Origin of the sequence: Nitrobacter sp. 62-13 (assembly GCF_001896955.1) — a bacterium.
Taxonomy (GTDB): Bacteria; Pseudomonadota; Alphaproteobacteria; order Rhizobiales; family Xanthobacteraceae; genus Nitrobacter.
The window spans coordinates 24,308-39,822 of sequence record NZ_MKRN01000172.1 but is presented as its reverse complement, the minus strand read 5'-3'; the positions used below and the strand labels follow the sequence as shown (position 1 = coordinate 39,822).

The following is a 15,515-nucleotide window of genomic DNA, read 5'->3' as shown; positions in this document are numbered from 1 at the left end:
GTCTTCAGCGATCGGCATCCGTTTTCTCCTTCAGGGGTTTTGGGCGGGTAACCGGTCCCAGCCGAAGAAGCCGCTCCAGAACCGCACCGAGCACGAATCCGGCGAGAACATCCGCGGCCCAGTGCGCCAGGACGGCGACTCGAGCCAGAGAGGCTCACCGCAACCGCTCTGATCGTGCGCCGCGGCGCCGGAGGAAAACGCGGAACTCGCTACTAACGTCGTCCGGTCACGTGGGTTCATTTTTGGCCATGCGTCATCGCAGCGGGAGAGGCGTGGCTGCGTCGCGCGCCATAACAGTCAAGTGTAGCAGTTTGATCAGATCGAACAGCGGAGGAACTCGAACTCGACGGAGTTGTTGGCTTAGCCAACAAAGGAGTTTGCTATGACGACAAACCCACGTTCCACGGCACAGGTTGCTGGCCATCCGATTCATCCGATGGTGATAGGGTTTCCCATCGTTTGTTTTGTTCTGACCTTCGTGTCCGACCTCGCCTTTTACGCCACATCAAATCAGTTCTGGACGACAGCCTCGCTGTGGCTCCTCGGCATCGGCCTCATTACGGCAGCGATCGCTGCGGTGACGGGCCTTGTTGACGTCTTCGGCGATGGTCGAGTTCGCAACCTGTCGGACACGCGATTTCACGCGGTCGGCAACGTCATCGCCCTGCTTATCGCGCTTTATAATTGGTATTCCCGTTACGAGCACGGCAGCTCAGCGGTCGTTCCGACCGGCGTGGTTCTTTCGGGCCTGGTCGTGCTGATCCTGGTGTTCACGGCTTGGAAGGGCGGCGAAATGGTTTTCCGTCACCGGGTCGGTGTCGCTGATTAAAATAGATGTCTCAACGAGCCGCCTCGTCGCGCCACCGTCCGCGTGTTCAGGAGAACCATCTTTCGCTTGGGCGCGCGCTTCTGTCGGGAAGGCAGCGTCGCAGTGATATGCCTGCATATCACCTTTGGCCAAACCAAAATTTTCATTAGCGGGATAGAGAACACGGCTGCTCCCGGATCTGCGAACCGGAGCAGCCCGGCGTTGCTCGTCATCCAGCGGACCGCCGACTTTGCGCAAGAGCAAAGCATGGAAACCTGCATCTGCTCTATGACGCAATGTGGGCTGCAGCACCGCGGCTGCCCGCTGGGCGGCGAGGAGAACGATCCCATGAGTACGCGTGTGCTGTCCGTTGCGGCCATTGCTCTTTGGTTTGTTACCATTGGCGTGGCCATCTTTTTCTTCATTCGCGGCCAGACGCGGGTGGCGCCCGACGGGCGCACGGCTGTTCTGTTGGCGTCGGACGAGCGCGATCTCGTTCTCGCCGAAATGCGCAGCATGCTTGAGACCGTGCAGGTCGTGGTTGACGGGGTGAAGGCAGGCGACATGGAGCGGGTTGCGAAGGCGGCGCGTGCGAGCGGCATGGCAGCGGCCGCCGACGTCAATCCAGCACTGATGGCCAAGTTGCCGATCGAGTTCAAGCGGCTCGGGCTCAGCGTCCATAGGCGCTTTGACGAGATTGCCGCCACAGCGGGGTCAGGCGCGAGTCGCGAGCAGCTGCTCGCAAGTCTGGGCACACAGCTATCGGCGTGCGTCGCCTGCCATGCCAGCTATCGCCTCGATACGACAACACCAGCGGCGAAGTGATATGCCTGATGGTTGATTTGCTGTCCTGAAAGCGGCGAGGGTGATCAACCATATCCATCGACAATCGGGAGGAGTGGCTGAGATGTCGTGATCCTTTGCAAAACGGTCAAGCCCGCTCGCGTAGCTGCCAACCACCGTTTTTTAACCGGATTGTCCTATTGTGTTTTCGATACGCTTTAGAGCTTGAATCCCGGTAAACCACAGAAGGTGCCATCCGCGATGGTTCACTTGCCCGAGTTGCCACCAGGCTCGATATGCGTTCTTCCCAGGTAAGCTTTTGAGGATAACGCTACCGATTTCTGCTCACGCAATTCTTCGCGAATCGCGCCATGGCAGTGCATCGGGTGCAACGCTTGCCTCAACCCCAACAGATCGACGAGTTTCCCCGTGCGCAAGAACTTTCCGGTTACCGATGCAGAATATCCCGTTTCCGATGAGACGCTGATCGTTTCGAGGACCGACCTCAAGGGTCGTCTCACCTACGTCAACGAGGACTTCATCGACGCTGCGGAATTCACGTCCGAGGAATTGATGGGCAAGGCGCACAATATCGTCCGCCACCCGGACATGCCGCCGGAGGCGTTCGAAAATCTCTGGGACACGCTGAAGGCCGAGAAGCCCTGGGTCGGCGCGATCAAGAACCGCCGCAAGAACGGTGGTTTCTACTGGGTGCTTGCGACCGCCTCGCCGATCCGTACGAACGGGCAGGTCAGCGGCTATACCTCGATCCGCACCAGGCTTGCTGCCGACCAGCGCGCGCTGGCGGAGGAAGTCTATGCCGCCATTCGCGAAAAGCGGCGGCACCCGTACCGGATCGATGCCGGTATCATCCGGAAGCGATCGTTCTTCGACCGTTTCGGGTTGTTCACACGGACCATGCGGGCGCGCATGACGACGTTGATCACGCTGCAGGCCGCTTTCCTGCTGACCTGTAGCGCGCTGGGGGCAACCGTGGCCGGCGGGGCGTGGGGGGCCGTCCTCGGCTTTCTTGGCATTGCCGGGGTTGCTGCCGCAGGACTCGTCGGACGCCAGACGCTTCGTGCGTTTGAGGAACCGATGCATCACCTGAACGAGACGATGGTGAACCTCGTCCACGACAAATTCGACAATCGGATCGAGATCAAGCGCGATGACGAAATCGGTACGGCGCTTCGCAACCTTCAGACCGTGCAGACACTGATCCGCTTCAGCCGGGAAGAGGTCAATTCCACGCAACGCCGGGCCGACATCCAGCGCAAGGCGGACATGACGAAGATCGCCGATTCCTTCGAAGCGGCGATCGGCGAAATCGTCCAGGCTGTCGCCACGTCGGCGACCGAACTGGAAGCGTCCGCAACCACGCTCGCGTCCAATGCCGACCACGCGAGGGATTTTGCGGCGCGCGTTGCCAACGGATCGAACGAAGCCTCCTCGAACGTCAATTCGGTGGCTTCGGCCACCGAGGAGATGACCGCCTCGGTTTGCGAAATCAGCCAGCGGGTGCAGGAGTCGGCGCGCATGGCGGGCAATGCCGTCGATCAGGTGCACTCGGCGACTGAGCGCGTCAGTGCGCTGTCGAGCGCGGCATCGCGCATCGGCGACATCGTCGAGATCATCAACAATATCGCGGGTCAAACCAACCTCCTTGCTCTCAACGCCACGATCGAGGCTGCGCGCGCCGGGGAGGCTGGCCGCGGATTTTCGGTCGTCGCTTCGGAAGTGAAGGCGCTCGCCGAGCAAACCGGCAAGGCCACCGGCGAAATCGGTCAGCAGATCGGCGACATCCAATCCGCCACGCAGGAATCCGTCGCCGCGATCAACGAAATTCGCAATTCCATCGAAAAGCTGTCAGGCATCTCCTCCACGATCGCCTCGGCGATCGAGGAACAGGGCGCGACTACCCAGGAAGTCTCCCGCAACGTGCAACACGCCGCCCAGGGCGCGCAGGAAGTTTCCTCGAATGTCGGCAATCTGCAGCGCGGAGCGGCGGAAACAGGAACTGCCTCGTCCCTGGTGTTGACTGCGGCGCAAACGCTGTCGCGCGACAGCGCCCGGCTCAAGGCGGAGGTCAACAACTTCCTGAACTCCGTCCGGGTCGCATAGAGATCGATACGTGGCCAGACGTCGGTAAGACGGAGCCTGGCGTAAAATTGCTGCTGCGCCGGGGCACGCGATCATAGCGGGGATCGAGGTTCGAATCCTTCTCCCGAACACGTCTTTCCATGACAACCTGGATCAGGTACATCCGCGGCGCACGGTTGCCGATGCCGAATTGCGATGCCGTACGGCCAGCGTGCCCGCGTTCGCGGGGGAGCGATTCCTTGAAGGCGCGAAGCAGCAGGCGCGACGGGCATCGACGAAGCCGGCGTTAACCGCGTATCTTGGCCCGGACTTCCGAGATTCTGTCGACCGGCTGAGGGGGCATGCACGAGCTTATTGGCGATATCACGCTTTCCATCCTGTTCGCCTGGGGCCTCGGGCTGGCAGCGCATTTTTCCCGGCAACCGCTGATCCTGGCCTATCTGGTGGCCGGGTTCGTCATCGGTCCGTTCGGAATGGGATGGGTCAAATCGCAGGCATCGATCCAGACCATTTCCGAGCTCGGTCTGATCTTCATGCTCTTCATGATCGGCCTGGAAATCGACCTGAAGAAGATCGTGCGCGCCGGGCCGGTGATCCTGATCGCCGGCGGCGGCCAGCTCCTCGGCGGCTGCATCCTCGGCGTGTTGTTTTTCATGGCGATCGGTCTTGCGATGGGCCAGGGCGGTTTCGATGCGCTGTATCTTTGCGTCGCCTGCGCGCTGTCGAGCACGGTCATCATCGTCAAGGTCCTGTACGAGAAACGCGAACTCGACACTCTGCCGGGCCGCATCACCCTCGGCGTGCTGGTGCTGCAGGATATTTTCGCGATCCTGTTCCTGGCGGTGCAGCCCAGCCTCGACAACCTTCAGATCTCCATCGTCCTGCTCTCGATCGCGCGGGTCGGGGCGCTGGTCGCGACCGCGCTGGTCCTCAGCCGCTATGTGTTGCCATATCTGTTTCACCAGATCGCGCGCCGCCCGGAACTGGTGCTGCTCGGCGCGCTGGCGTGGTGTTTTCTGATCGGGGAGATCGCCGAGCGGCTGCATCTGTCCCGCGAAATGGGCTCGCTGGTGGCGGGCGTGTCGCTCTCGACTTTCCCTTATGCGCTCGACGTCACCGCCAAGGTGACGACGTTGCGCGACTTCTTCATTACGCTGTTTTTCGTCGCGCTGGGCATGACGATCCCGATCCCGAACGGCTCGGTGATCTGGCTCGCGCTGACGATCGCAGCCTTCACGGTGGCGAGCCGCCTGGTCACCACCTTCGTGCCGCTGTATCTGATGAAACAGGGCCTGCGCGCCAGCCTGCTGCCGGCCATCAACCTGGCGCAGATCAGCGAGTTTTCGCTGGTCGTGATCCAGACCGGGCTGGCTGCGCGACACATCAGCACTCAGACCGCGAGCGCGGCCTCGTTCGCCTTCGTGGTGCTGGCCGTGCTGAGCACGTTCGCGATCGGGCGCAGCGATCAGCTTTCGCGATCGGGGATCAGGTTTTTGAAGCGGCTCGGTTTGCGCGACCTCGACCGCACCGAGGCCGGCGAGGGCGGACACGGAGATCATGCCGAGCCGCGCCGCATCGTCATCCTCGGATTCTTCCGCGCCGCCAGCGCACTTTTGAGCGAGATCGAACGCCGCAACGAGTCGCTGCTGGATCAGATCGCGGTGGTCGACTTCAACCCCGTGGTATTCAGCACCCTTTCTGCCCGTGGCCTGCACGTCACCTATGGTGACATCAGCAATGTGGACACGCTGCTGCATGCCGGGGTCGGCGGCGCCGAGATCATCATTCTGAGCGTGCCGGATTCGCTGCTCAAGGGCGCCACCAATGTCAAACTCGTTCGTCACGTCCGCTCGCTCAACCCGACCGCCAAGATCATTTCGACGGCGGACCTGCTGTCGGATGTCGAGGATCAATATGCCGCCGGCGCGGACTACGTGACGGTGACGCGGCTGACGGACGCGCACGAACTGTTCGCGGCGATCGAGGCCGCCGATAACGGCCTGCTGGCCGACAAGCGCGCCGAGACCGACGTGCTTCTGAGCGAACGCCGGGAGGTGCTGCCGTAAGCCGTCCCTCGCCATTTTCGTAGCAAGAACCATATAAAGGCATAACTTGCGGCTGATACCGGCCGCTCGGTTGCGCCGCAGCCCGCTCAGCGCGTATTCCGCAAAAGCGGGTACCGGTTTTGCTTAGCCGGAAAATGCTCTAGTGGAGTGGGTTTGACATTCGCTGCCCGGTTTGCAGCGAACGCGGGAAGCGAATGTCAAATCCAAAACTCCACTTGAAACCTATATTTGCCAGTGGTCCTTTGATTCTAACATTTGCAAGAACGCCTGCCGCAACGGAATGCAAATGTTAGAATCGGACCACTGGGCCATACGAAATTTCGTCACACGGGAAAGCGCGCCTCATGCCCCATCCGATTCCGGAAGTTCTCCAGGCCTTCGCCGATGGCGAGATCGTCGTCGTCACCGACGATGACGACCGCGAGGGCGAGGGCGATCTGATCGTCGCGGGCTCGCTCTGCACCGCGGAGAAGATGGCATTCATCATACGGCACACGTCCGGCATCGTTTGCGCGCCGATCACGACCGAGAATGCGCAGCGGCTGCGGCTCGATCCGATGGTCGCGCATAACGAATCCAACCACACCACGGCCTTCACCGTCTCGATCGACTACAAGCCCGGCGGTGGAACCGGCATTTCGGCCGAAGAGCGCGCCTCCTGTTGCCGGGCGCTCGCCAATCCCAACGCCGGGGCCAGCGACTTTGCCCGGCCCGGTCATATCTTTCCGCTGATTGCGCGCAACGGCGGCGTGCTGCTTCGCGCGGGCCATACCGAGGCGGCGGTCGATCTCTGCAAGCTGGCCGGGCTGCCCTCGGTCGGCGTCATCAGCGAACTGATGAACGACGACGGCACGGTGATGAAAGGCGAGCAGGTGGCGCGGTTCGCTGCCGCGCACGGGCTCAAGCACGTAACCATCGCCGACATCATCGCCTATCGTCAGGCGCGGGAGAAGCTGATCGAGCGGGTGTCGGAATTCACCATCGATAGCCCGATCGGGCCGCTGCAGGGCTACGCATACCGCTCGCCGTTCGATTCCATGGCCCACGTCGCGTTCGTCTATAACGGCATCGGCGACGGCAGGAACGTCCTCACTCGCTTCCACAAGCCCAATATCGTGCGCGATATCTTCGCCGGGCCGCGGCGCATGGAGGTTGTTCTCGAACACTTCAAGAAGGCCGGCAGCGGCGTTCTGGTGTATCTGCGCGACGGCGCCGCGGGCGTTCCGGTGGCCCCGCTCCCGGAAGACAAGTCGGCGGAAGCCGATCGCAACCGGCAGTGGCGCGAGGTCGGCGTCGGCGCGCAGATCCTGCGCGATCTCGGCGTGACCTCGATCCGGCATCTGACCTCGTCCGCATACGAGTACAAGGGGCTTTCCGGTTTCGGCATCGAGATCGTTTCCAACGAATATCTTGAAAGCTGACGATCGTTGTCGGCCGGGCATGAGCTTACATGCTCTGCACCTATCGCTAATGGATCTGATGATGAGAGAGCGAGATACATCAGCCGTCGGGTCGGATCCGTTCCCTCGCGCGCATTCCGCAATGACGTGGTCCTGTCGTCGAATTATCTGTATATTGAGGCGGACCTGATTTCGCCGATAATGGCACCTCGACCGATGTGAGAGAATTGTCATGAGCGTTCGTCCGCAAAGCAAGGACCAACCCGCGCCGGTCAGTTTCCAGTGGGACGATCCGTTCTGTCTGGACGATCAGTTGACCGAAGATGAACGCATGATCCGCGATACCGCGCATGCCTATGCGCAGGACAAGCTGCAGCCGCGCATCGTCAATGCCTATCTGGAAGAGAAGACCGACCGCGAGATATTCAACGAGATGGGCGAACTGGGCCTGATCGGCGTTACCTTGCCGGAACAATACGGCTGCGCCAATGCGAGCTACGTCGCCTATGGTCTGGTCGCGCGTGAGATCGAGCGGGTTGACTCAGGCTACCGCTCGATGAACTCCGTGCAGTCGTCACTGGTGATGTATCCGATCTACGCCTACGGCGACGAAAGCCAGCGCAAGAAATACCTGCCCAAGCTCGCAAGCGGCGAATGGATCGGTTGTTTCGGCCTCACCGAGCCGGATGCCGGGTCCGATCCCGGTGGCATGAAAACCATCGCCGAAAAGGTATCGGATGGTTATCGGCTGACCGGTTCGAAGAGCTGGATTTCCAATGCGCCGATCGCGGACCTGTTCATCGTGTGGGCCCGCTCGGCGGCGCATGACAATCAGGTCCGCGGCTTCGTGCTGGAGAAGGGCATGAAGGGCCTGTCCGCCCCCAAGATCGGCGGCAAGCTCAGCCTGCGCGCCTCGGTCACCGGCGAGATCGTGATGGATGGCGTGGTGGTTCCTGAAGAGAACCTGCTGCCGAACGTGTCCGGACTGAAAGGTCCGTTCGGCTGCCTGAACCGGGCCCGCTACGGCATTTCGTGGGGTGTCATGGGCGCGGCGGAAGACTGCATGCATCGTGCTCGGCATTACGTGCTGGAGCGAAAGCAGTTCGGCCGTCCCCTGGCGGCGACGCAACTGGTGCAGAAGAAACTCGCGGACATGCAGACCGACATCGCGCTCGGGCTTCAGGGCAGCCTGCGCGTTGGCCGCCTGATGGACGAGGGAAGGATGGCGCCGGAGATGGTCTCCGTCATCAAACGCAACAATTGCGGCAAGGCGCTCGATATCGCGCGGACGGCGCGCGACATGCACGGCGGCAACGGCATTCAGATCGAATATCACGTGATGCGCCATGCCGCCAATCTCGAAACGGTCAACACCTATGAAGGCGCCCACGATGTCCACGCGCTGATCCTCGGCCGCGCCATCACCGGCATCTCCGCGTTTTCGTAGGGTTCTTGAGTGTTCGTCATGCCCGGCCTAGTGCCGGGCATCCACGTCTTGAAGCAACAAAAAAGAAACGTGGATGACCGGGGACGAGCCGGCCATGACAGCATAAACGTAGGCATTCACCCCGATGTCCGAACCCACTGACACCGAAGACGACATCCCGTTCAATCGCGATTTTCCGCTGAAGCCGGGCGTTGCCGACGAGGTCGTGCCCGGTGTCCGCCGTGTGCTGTGTGATAATCCGAGCCCGTTCACCTTCACGGGAACCGTGAGCTACATCGTCGGCCGCGGCAAGGTCGCGATCATCGATCCGGGGCCGGACAGCGAGGCCCATGCGAAAGCGGTGCTCAATGCGGTGAGAGGCGAGACCGTGACGCATATCTTCGTCACCCACACGCACAGGGATCATTCGCCGAACGCCGCGCGCATTAAAGCCGCGACGGGGGCGCCGGTTTATGCGGAGGGGCCGCATCGCGCCTCGCGCCCGCGTTTTGAAAGCGAAAAACACAGTCCGGAATCCGGCGCCGACCGCGATTTTCATCCGGACATTCGCCTTGGCGATGGCGAGGTTGTGGCCGGCGACGGCTGGGCGCTGGAAGCCGTGGCGACGCCGGGACACACCGCGAACCACATGGCCTTTGCGTGGAAGCAGCGAAGCCTTCTTTTCGTGGGCGATCACGTCATGGGCTGGTCCACCTCGATCGTCGCGCCGCCGGACGGTTCGATGGTCGACTACATGGCGTCGCTGGAGAAGCTGTCGCGCCGGGACGAGCAACTGTATCTCTCCGGCCATGGTCCCGAAATTCCGGACGGCCCGCGCTTTGCGCGTCATCTCGTGCGACACCGCAAGGCGCGCGAGGCGTCGATCCTGCATCGGCTCGCAAAAGGCGAGGCCGACATTCCGACCCTGGTCCGCGCCATCTATATCGGCCTTGATCCGCGGCTGTCCGGTGCCGCCGGCTACTCGGTGCTGGCACATCTGGAAGATCTGGTGACGCGCGGCGTCGTGCTTACGGATGGCGACCCCGTCATCGGCGGCCGCTACCGGTTGGCGTGAGCCCAGAGCCTTTCCGCTTATGATGGAATCAGAAGCGGGGCCCCGTGATTTTGATTTGACGCGTTTTCTTCACGCGAACCGGCAGCCACTTCGCTCGAAAACGCGTTATCGCTTGCCTTCGCCCCTGGCGGGAGGCTTGACCGGCGCGCGCGGCTGCTTCGCCGGTTTCTCGACGGTGTTTTCGGCGGCGGCATTGATGTCGTCGATCAATTTGCTGACGCGCGCGGCATTGCTGCCGAGATCGTGTTCGAAATAACGCGACGATGAGCGGATATCGACCCGTGACCCGTCGCTGTCGGGCGTGATGCGGATCGCGACGTCCTCGCGGAATCCCATGACCGGCGTTTTCGCCACGGCCTCGATATGGCCGGGCTGCCGTGGCTGTGGCGCGCGCGCATCGATCACCAGCCATTTGCGCCTGGCGACAAGTTTCTGGACGATCTCGAAGGCACGCTGGGCCGTTACGTCCAGGTCGACAGGTTCGATCTCCGGATAGGCGGCGCGCTGCAGTTCGGCGGAATAGAGCCCGGCGTAGACGGCTGTGTTGGCGCCATCGGTGCCGCGCAGCCGCGCCAGTTCCACGAACTGCGGGGGATTGATCGGGTCGGTGGTGATGTCGTGGATCGCCGGCAGGCTGCGATACCGCACGGCCAGGTATGCTGGATAGGCCAGTATGAGCGCATCCAGAAACAGCGCCGCCAGGGTGCGGCCTATGCCGCGCGAGCCGTCCCGCCAGAGCGCCACCAGGCCCGCGAGCGCCACCAGGATCGACAGCACGGCGCAGGCCAGAGCGCCGAAGAGGGTCGCGAGCGCTGGCTTGATCTCGAGGAAGCCGAATCGCACGATCATGACGGACACAACCGTCGCGACCGCGGAGAACACCGCCAGCCGTCTCGACCACGTCGCCAGCGCGGAGAACGGTTCGGATTGATAGGGCGCGGAAAACCTGCGAGCCATTGGAGCGTCTCGTTGCGACCGGTGGTTGGTCGCGAGATCACCTAGCGCATTTTGCCTTGCGGCGAAACGTCGGCGTCTGCGCGGGCGAGTGCGGCGAACTCCGCCGCCAGGAAATCCAGCAATGCCCGTACCGACGGCAGCAACCCGCGTCGCGACGAGAATACCGCATGGACGATGCCGGCGCGGGGTCTCCACTGCGGCAGCACGTCCACCAGCGCGCCCGAGTCGAGATCGGCCTTCACGACCATGGTAGGAAACTGTCCGACGCCGATGCCGCGTAACGCCGCGAAGCGCAGCGCCACCATGTCCTCGGTGATGAGCCTTGGTGTGTACGGGATCAGCGCGGTGGCGGCGTCCGGACCCTCGAGGCACCATTCATGACGCTGATGCGGCGGTCCCCAGCCGATGCTGGGAAACATGGCGAGATCGGCCGGAACCGGCGGATGAGACAGCTTCTTCAACAGCGTCGGATTAGCCACCAGCCGCTGCGTGCTTTCCGCCAGCACCCGCATCACCAGATCGTTGTCGTCCAACGGCGGAAAGCGCACGCGCAGCGCGACGTCCACGCCCTCGGCGATGACGTCGACCCGGCGCGGCGTGCTTTCAAGATGCACCTCGACGTCCGGGCACTCGGCCATGAAGCTGGCGATCATGTCGCCAACCTGGAAGTAGAGCAGGGGCGGCGGGCAGCTCACGCGCACGATGCCCTGCGGCTTGGTGCGCGAACGCTCGATCAGTTCCTGCGCCGCGTCGGCTTCAACCAGCATGGCGACGCAGTGCCGGTAATAATCCTGCCCGATCTCGGTGATGCTGAAGCGTCGGGTCGACCGCTGGATCAGCCGTACTCCCAGTCGTTCCTCCAGAGCCGCGATGCGGCGGCTCAACCGCGAACGCGGCATCCCCAGCGCGCGCGCGGCGGCCGCAAACCCGCCGTGATCGACCACCCGCACGAAGAAATAGAGATCGTTGAGGTCCTGCATCATTGTCTCATTAATAGGACACTGAGGCGCAATATAGCTAGCTACCGAGGCAATTGTCTCGTCCATATCATCCGCTGCAACAGGCGATCGATCCCGGTCGTGCAATGGAGGTTCATCATGCGAAAGGTTCTCGGTGTTTTCAGCGGCCCCCGGCAGCATTGGGTGGGTGACGGCTTTCCCGTGCGCTCGCTGTTTTCGCACGCCAGCCACGGCGATCATGTCAGCCCGTTCCTGCTGCTGGACTACGCCGGCCCGGCGAACTTCACCCCGGCCGAGCAGCCGCGCGGCGTCGGCGTTCATCCGCATCGCGGCTTCGAGACCGTCACCATCGTCTATCAGGGCGAGGTCGAACACCGCGATTCCACCGGCAACGGCGGTCTGATCGGACCCGGCGACGTGCAGTGGATGACGGCGGCGTCGGGCATCCTGCACGAGGAGTTTCACTCGCGCGCCTTCACCAGAAAAGGCGGCACGCTGGAGATGGTGCAGCTCTGGGTTAACCTGCCGGCTGAAGCGAAGAACGCCGATCCCGGCTACCAGACCTTGCTTGACGCCGACATCCCGGCGGTCGATCTGCCGGACGGCGCCGGCCGGCTGCGGGTGATCGCGGGCGAGTTCGACGGCCGCAAGGGACCGGCGAAGACCTTCACGCCGATCGACATCTACGACGTGAGGCTCAACCGCGGCGGCGTCGCGACGCTTGGTCCGCACGAAGGCCACACCGTCTCCGTCGTGGTGCTGAAAGGCACCGTGCAGATCAATGGCGGCGAGATCGCGCGGGAGGCGCAGTTCGCGCTGCTTGACCGCAGCGGCGGCGAGGTGCGGCTCGAAGCCAACGGCGAAGCCTCGGTGCTGGTGCTTTCGGGTGAACCGATCGATGAGCCGGTGGTGATGCGCGGTCCCTTCGTCATGAACACGGAAGGTGAAATCCGTCAGGCCATGATCGATTTCCAGAGCGGCCGTTTCGGTACCCTGGAGCCGGTCGCGGCTGGTACCTGACAAACCACTCTGCGGGAGGCGGTACGCCGCTTCCCGTTTTTGACATTGTCTGTCCGTGATGGCGGCGACTTATGCTGCCGCCGTGGGCAGGCTGTAATCCTTGAACTGTTCGCGCAGCGCCGTTTTCAGAATCTTTCCGGTGGCGGTGTGGGGAATGCTGTCGACGAAGACGACGTCGTCGGGCATCCACCAACTGGCGATCTTGCCGTCCATGAAACCGAGAATCTCCTCGCGCGTCAGGCTCCCGCCCTGCTTGACCTGAACAATGAGGAGCGGCCGTTCGCCCCACTTCGGATGGGGCATGCCGATCACGGCGGCTTCCGCGACCTTGGGATGGCCGACCGCGAGGTTTTCCAGATCGATCGAGGAAATCCATTCGCCTCCGGACTTGATCACGTCCTTCGATCGATCCGTGATCCGCACGTAGCCATGCTCGTCGATGGTGGCGACATCGCCGGTATCGAAGAATCCCTGCTCGTCGAGGATATCGTCCTTGATGCGGTAGTAGGCGCCGGAGATCGCGGGACCTCGCACCTTGAGCCGGCCCGGGATCTTGCCGTCCCAAGGCAATTCCTTTCCGGCGTCGTCGGTGATTTTCATTTCAACCATGAACGGCGCGTAGCCCTGCATCTGCAGCATGTCGAGCCTGGCGTCGCCCTCGAGGTGGCTGAACTGGCCCTGGAGCGCTCCGACCGTGCCGAGCGGCGACATTTCCGTCATGCCCCATGCGTGGCGAACCTCGACGCCCATGTCGTCGAAAGCCTTGATCATCGAGCGCGGCATCGCCGAGCCGCCGCAGTTCAGAACCTTGAGGTTCGGCAGCTTCAGGTTGTTCTTCTCCATATGCTGCAACAGCATCAGCCACACGGTGGGCACGCCGGCGGTGACGGTGACCTTCTCGGTCGACAGCAATTCGAATATCGATGCGCCGTCGAGCCTGGCGCCGGGCATCACCAGCTTGGTTCCCATGGACGGCGCCGAGAACGCGATTCCCCAGCTATTGGCGTGGAATAGCGGCACCACCGGCAGCATTGTATCCCTCGATGCCGCGCCCAGCGCGTCACCGTTGTTCGCTATCATCGCGTGCAGCACGTTGGAACGATGCGAATATACAACGCCCTTCGGATCGCCAGTGGTTCCCGAGGTGTAGCACATCCCCGCCGCGGTATTCTCGTCGAACATTCTCCAGCCGAAGTCGCCGTCTACTTCCGCGATCCAGTCCTCGTAGGCGACCGCATTTTTCAGCGTGGTCTGCGGCATGTGTGCTTTGTCGGTGAAAACGATATAGCGTTCGACGCTCGGCAGCTTGCCGGCGATCTTTTCCAGGAGGGGGATGAACGTGATATCGGTCATCACGATGCGGTCTTGCGCATGGTTGATGATCCAGGCGATCTGGTCCGGAAACAAGCGGGGGTTGACGGTATGACAGACGGCGCCGATGCCCATGATGCCGTACCAGGCCTCGAGATGACGCCAGGTGTTCCACGCGATGGTGGCGACTCGGTCGCCGAGCTTGATGCCTTCGCGGTCGAGCCGCTGCGCGAGCTTCAGCGCGCGGCGGCGAATTTCAGTGTAGTTCGTCCGGTGGATCGGGCCTTCGACCGATCGCGTCACCACCTCGCGATTGCCGTGAACCTTCGCCGCATGATCGATGATCCGATGACACAGCAAGGGCCAGTCCTGCATCAAGCCCCGCATTCGAACATTCCTTCTGATCAGCGCCCGGCGGTTATCGTTGCCTCGCAGGGACCGGCATGAACAAGTTTAACGTGGGGACGGCACGTCGCATACGATCTTGTGCAGGAATGAGCCGCGACCGATTGGCCATGGTTGTGTTCGCCGTCGTCGTCATGACGCCGGCGGCGGTGTCAGCGGCGACCAGGATTCCGTTGCCGCAGCCTCGCCCGGCCGCACTGGCGCCTGCGGGCCAGGAAGGCAGGCAGGCGAGCGAGGCCGCGCCGGCTGTGCCTGAAACGCCGCGGGCGCCTTCCGCCTGTCGTCTGGCGTTGACCGATGCGGTGGCCATCGCTCCGAGCATTCCCGCAATCACCGGGCCGGGCGCGTGCGGGGGTGACGATCTGGTCCGGCTCGAGGCGGTTGTGCTGGCGGACCGGAGTCGTGTCCCTGTCAAGCCGTCCGCCAAGCTGCGCTGTACGATGGCCTCGGCAATCGCCGACTGGATTCGCGCCGATATAACGCCGCTGGCGGAAGGGCTGGGAAGCCGTATAAGCGAACTCGACAATTTCGATTCGTTCGAATGCCGGGGACGCAACCGGGTCGCGGGAGCAAAACTGTCCGAGCACGGGCGCGCCAATGCGCTCGATATTCGTGCGATCAGGCTTGCCGATGGCCGGACGATCGCGCTGACCGATCGTAACGTCCCGCACGAGTTGCGTGAAACGATGATGAAGTCGGCCTGCAGGCGGTTCATGACCGTGCTGGGACCGGGGTCGGACGGATACCACGAAGACCACATTCATCTCGATCTTGCCGAACACCGGAATGGCTACCGGATCTGTCAATGGGGAATTGACGATCCAATGCCCGCGGTCGCGCCGTTGCTGCCGGCCGAACGCCCGGCCGAGGCACCGCCGCGCGAAATAACGGAAAAAAGGGATGAGTTGCCAAAGTCGGTTCCGACCCACGAGGCGACACCTGCTCCCGCACCACGGGTGGCGCGCGATACGCCTGTGCAGGTGGTCCCTGAACCCCGGAAGCGACCTGCGGCCGCCAGCATGGCAGGCAAGGCCACGAAGGATTCGTCGAAGCCGTTGCCATCCGCATCGGGGCCGTCAAAGCGGCTTTCAGCCGCGAGGCCGGTGAAGCGCAGGCGCAAGCGGCATTCCGACTTGCCGCCGTTCCTCAGGTCGCTGCTGGAGTGAAGCGATGCCGTTCTTCGAACGGCGATGACCGATGGT

At 62.7% G+C, this 15,515-nt stretch carries 12 protein-coding genes and 1 pseudogene; 9 read left to right on the top strand and 4 right to left on the bottom strand.

Features of this window, described 5'->3' with window-relative positions:
* Positions 1-4 precede the first annotated feature (4 nt).
* A pseudogene (locus tag BGN91_RS11905) lies at positions 5-185 on the bottom strand (phosphatase PAP2 family protein); the annotation flags it as partial.
* Between the two features lie 197 nt (positions 186-382).
* On the opposite strand from BGN91_RS11905, the gene BGN91_RS11900 reads away from it, so the two are divergent.
* The 7 genes from BGN91_RS11900 (at position 383) to BGN91_RS11870 (ending at position 9,661) form a co-directional block, all read left to right on the top strand.
* The gene (locus BGN91_RS11900; RefSeq protein ID WP_292613380.1) at positions 383-829 is read left to right on the top strand and encodes a DUF2231 domain-containing protein; all 447 of its coding nucleotides are present in this window, start codon (positions 383-385) and stop codon (positions 827-829) included.
* 201 nt (positions 830-1,030) lie between these two features.
* Positions 1,031-1,633 (top strand): hypothetical protein, encoded by a 603-nt coding sequence (locus BGN91_RS11895; RefSeq protein WP_292613378.1) that lies wholly within the window; start codon positions 1,031-1,033, stop codon positions 1,631-1,633.
* Positions 1,634-2,020: 387 nt separating this feature from the next.
* Positions 2,021-3,715: a methyl-accepting chemotaxis protein gene (locus tag BGN91_RS11890; protein ID WP_292613376.1), complete on the top strand. Its 1,695-nt coding sequence runs from the start codon at positions 2,021-2,023 to the stop codon at positions 3,713-3,715.
* A 320-nt stretch (positions 3,716-4,035) separates the two neighbouring features.
* On the top strand, positions 4,036-5,760 hold the full coding sequence (locus tag BGN91_RS11885) for a cation:proton antiporter (protein WP_292613373.1): 1,725 nt from the start codon (positions 4,036-4,038) through the stop codon (positions 5,758-5,760).
* Positions 5,761-6,104: 344 nt separating this feature from the next.
* Positions 6,105-7,181 (top strand): 3,4-dihydroxy-2-butanone-4-phosphate synthase, encoded by a 1,077-nt coding sequence (ribB, locus tag BGN91_RS11880; RefSeq protein ID WP_292613371.1) that lies wholly within the window; start codon positions 6,105-6,107, stop codon positions 7,179-7,181.
* Between the two features lie 211 nt (positions 7,182-7,392).
* A complete protein-coding gene (locus BGN91_RS11875; RefSeq protein WP_292613369.1) occupies positions 7,393-8,607 on the top strand; it encodes an acyl-CoA dehydrogenase in 1,215 nt (404 codons plus the stop codon).
* A 124-nt stretch (positions 8,608-8,731) separates the two neighbouring features.
* On the top strand, positions 8,732-9,661 hold the full coding sequence (locus BGN91_RS11870; RefSeq protein WP_292613367.1) for an MBL fold metallo-hydrolase: 930 nt from the start codon (positions 8,732-8,734) through the stop codon (positions 9,659-9,661).
* A 105-nt stretch (positions 9,662-9,766) separates the two neighbouring features.
* Here BGN91_RS11870 and BGN91_RS11865 read toward each other — a convergent pair whose 3' ends face one another.
* Together BGN91_RS11865 and BGN91_RS11860 are read right to left on the bottom strand one after the other, a co-directional pair.
* On the bottom strand, positions 9,767-10,618 hold the full coding sequence (locus BGN91_RS11865) for a DUF1499 domain-containing protein (RefSeq protein WP_292613364.1): 852 nt from the start codon (positions 10,616-10,618) through the stop codon (positions 9,767-9,769).
* 41 nt (positions 10,619-10,659) lie between these two features.
* Positions 10,660-11,598, bottom strand: a complete 939-nt coding sequence (locus tag BGN91_RS11860; protein ID WP_292613362.1) for a LysR family transcriptional regulator — start codon at positions 11,596-11,598, stop codon at positions 10,660-10,662.
* 117 nt (positions 11,599-11,715) lie between these two features.
* On the opposite strand from BGN91_RS11860, the gene BGN91_RS11855 reads away from it, so the two are divergent.
* On the top strand, positions 11,716-12,597 hold the full coding sequence (locus BGN91_RS11855; protein ID WP_292613358.1) for a pirin family protein: 882 nt from the start codon (positions 11,716-11,718) through the stop codon (positions 12,595-12,597).
* Positions 12,598-12,666: 69 nt separating this feature from the next.
* On the opposite strand, the gene BGN91_RS11850 is transcribed toward BGN91_RS11855, so the two are convergent.
* Positions 12,667-14,295, bottom strand: coding sequence for a fatty-acid--CoA ligase (locus tag BGN91_RS11850; protein ID WP_292613357.1), 1,629 nt, complete (start codon positions 14,293-14,295; stop codon positions 12,667-12,669).
* A gap of 128 nt (positions 14,296-14,423) precedes the next feature.
* Here BGN91_RS11850 and BGN91_RS11845 point away from each other — a divergent pair, with 128 nt between their 5' ends.
* A complete protein-coding gene (locus BGN91_RS11845) occupies positions 14,424-15,479 on the top strand; it encodes an extensin family protein (protein WP_366408514.1) in 1,056 nt (351 codons plus the stop codon).
* Positions 15,480-15,515: the final 36 nt, after the last annotated feature.

Coding starts and splice junctions, on each gene's coding strand:
- BGN91_RS11870 (WP_292613367.1), top strand. CDS start 8,732: ATGTCCGAACCCACTGACACCGAAGACGACATCCCGTTCAATCGCGAT.
- BGN91_RS11865 (WP_292613364.1), bottom strand. CDS start 10,618: ATGGCTCGCAGGTTTTCCGCGCCCTATCAATCCGAACCGTTCTCCGCG.
- BGN91_RS11855 (WP_292613358.1), top strand. CDS start 11,716: ATGCGAAAGGTTCTCGGTGTTTTCAGCGGCCCCCGGCAGCATTGGGTG.
- BGN91_RS11885 (WP_292613373.1), top strand. CDS start 4,036: ATGCACGAGCTTATTGGCGATATCACGCTTTCCATCCTGTTCGCCTGG.
- BGN91_RS11875 (WP_292613369.1), top strand. CDS start 7,393: ATGAGCGTTCGTCCGCAAAGCAAGGACCAACCCGCGCCGGTCAGTTTC.
- BGN91_RS11845 (WP_366408514.1), top strand. CDS start 14,424: ATGGTTGTGTTCGCCGTCGTCGTCATGACGCCGGCGGCGGTGTCAGCG.
- ribB (WP_292613371.1), top strand. CDS start 6,105: ATGCCCCATCCGATTCCGGAAGTTCTCCAGGCCTTCGCCGATGGCGAG.
- BGN91_RS11900 (WP_292613380.1), top strand. CDS start 383: ATGACGACAAACCCACGTTCCACGGCACAGGTTGCTGGCCATCCGATT.
- BGN91_RS11860 (WP_292613362.1), bottom strand. CDS start 11,598: ATGCAGGACCTCAACGATCTCTATTTCTTCGTGCGGGTGGTCGATCAC.
- BGN91_RS11850 (WP_292613357.1), bottom strand. CDS start 14,295: ATGCGGGGCTTGATGCAGGACTGGCCCTTGCTGTGTCATCGGATCATC.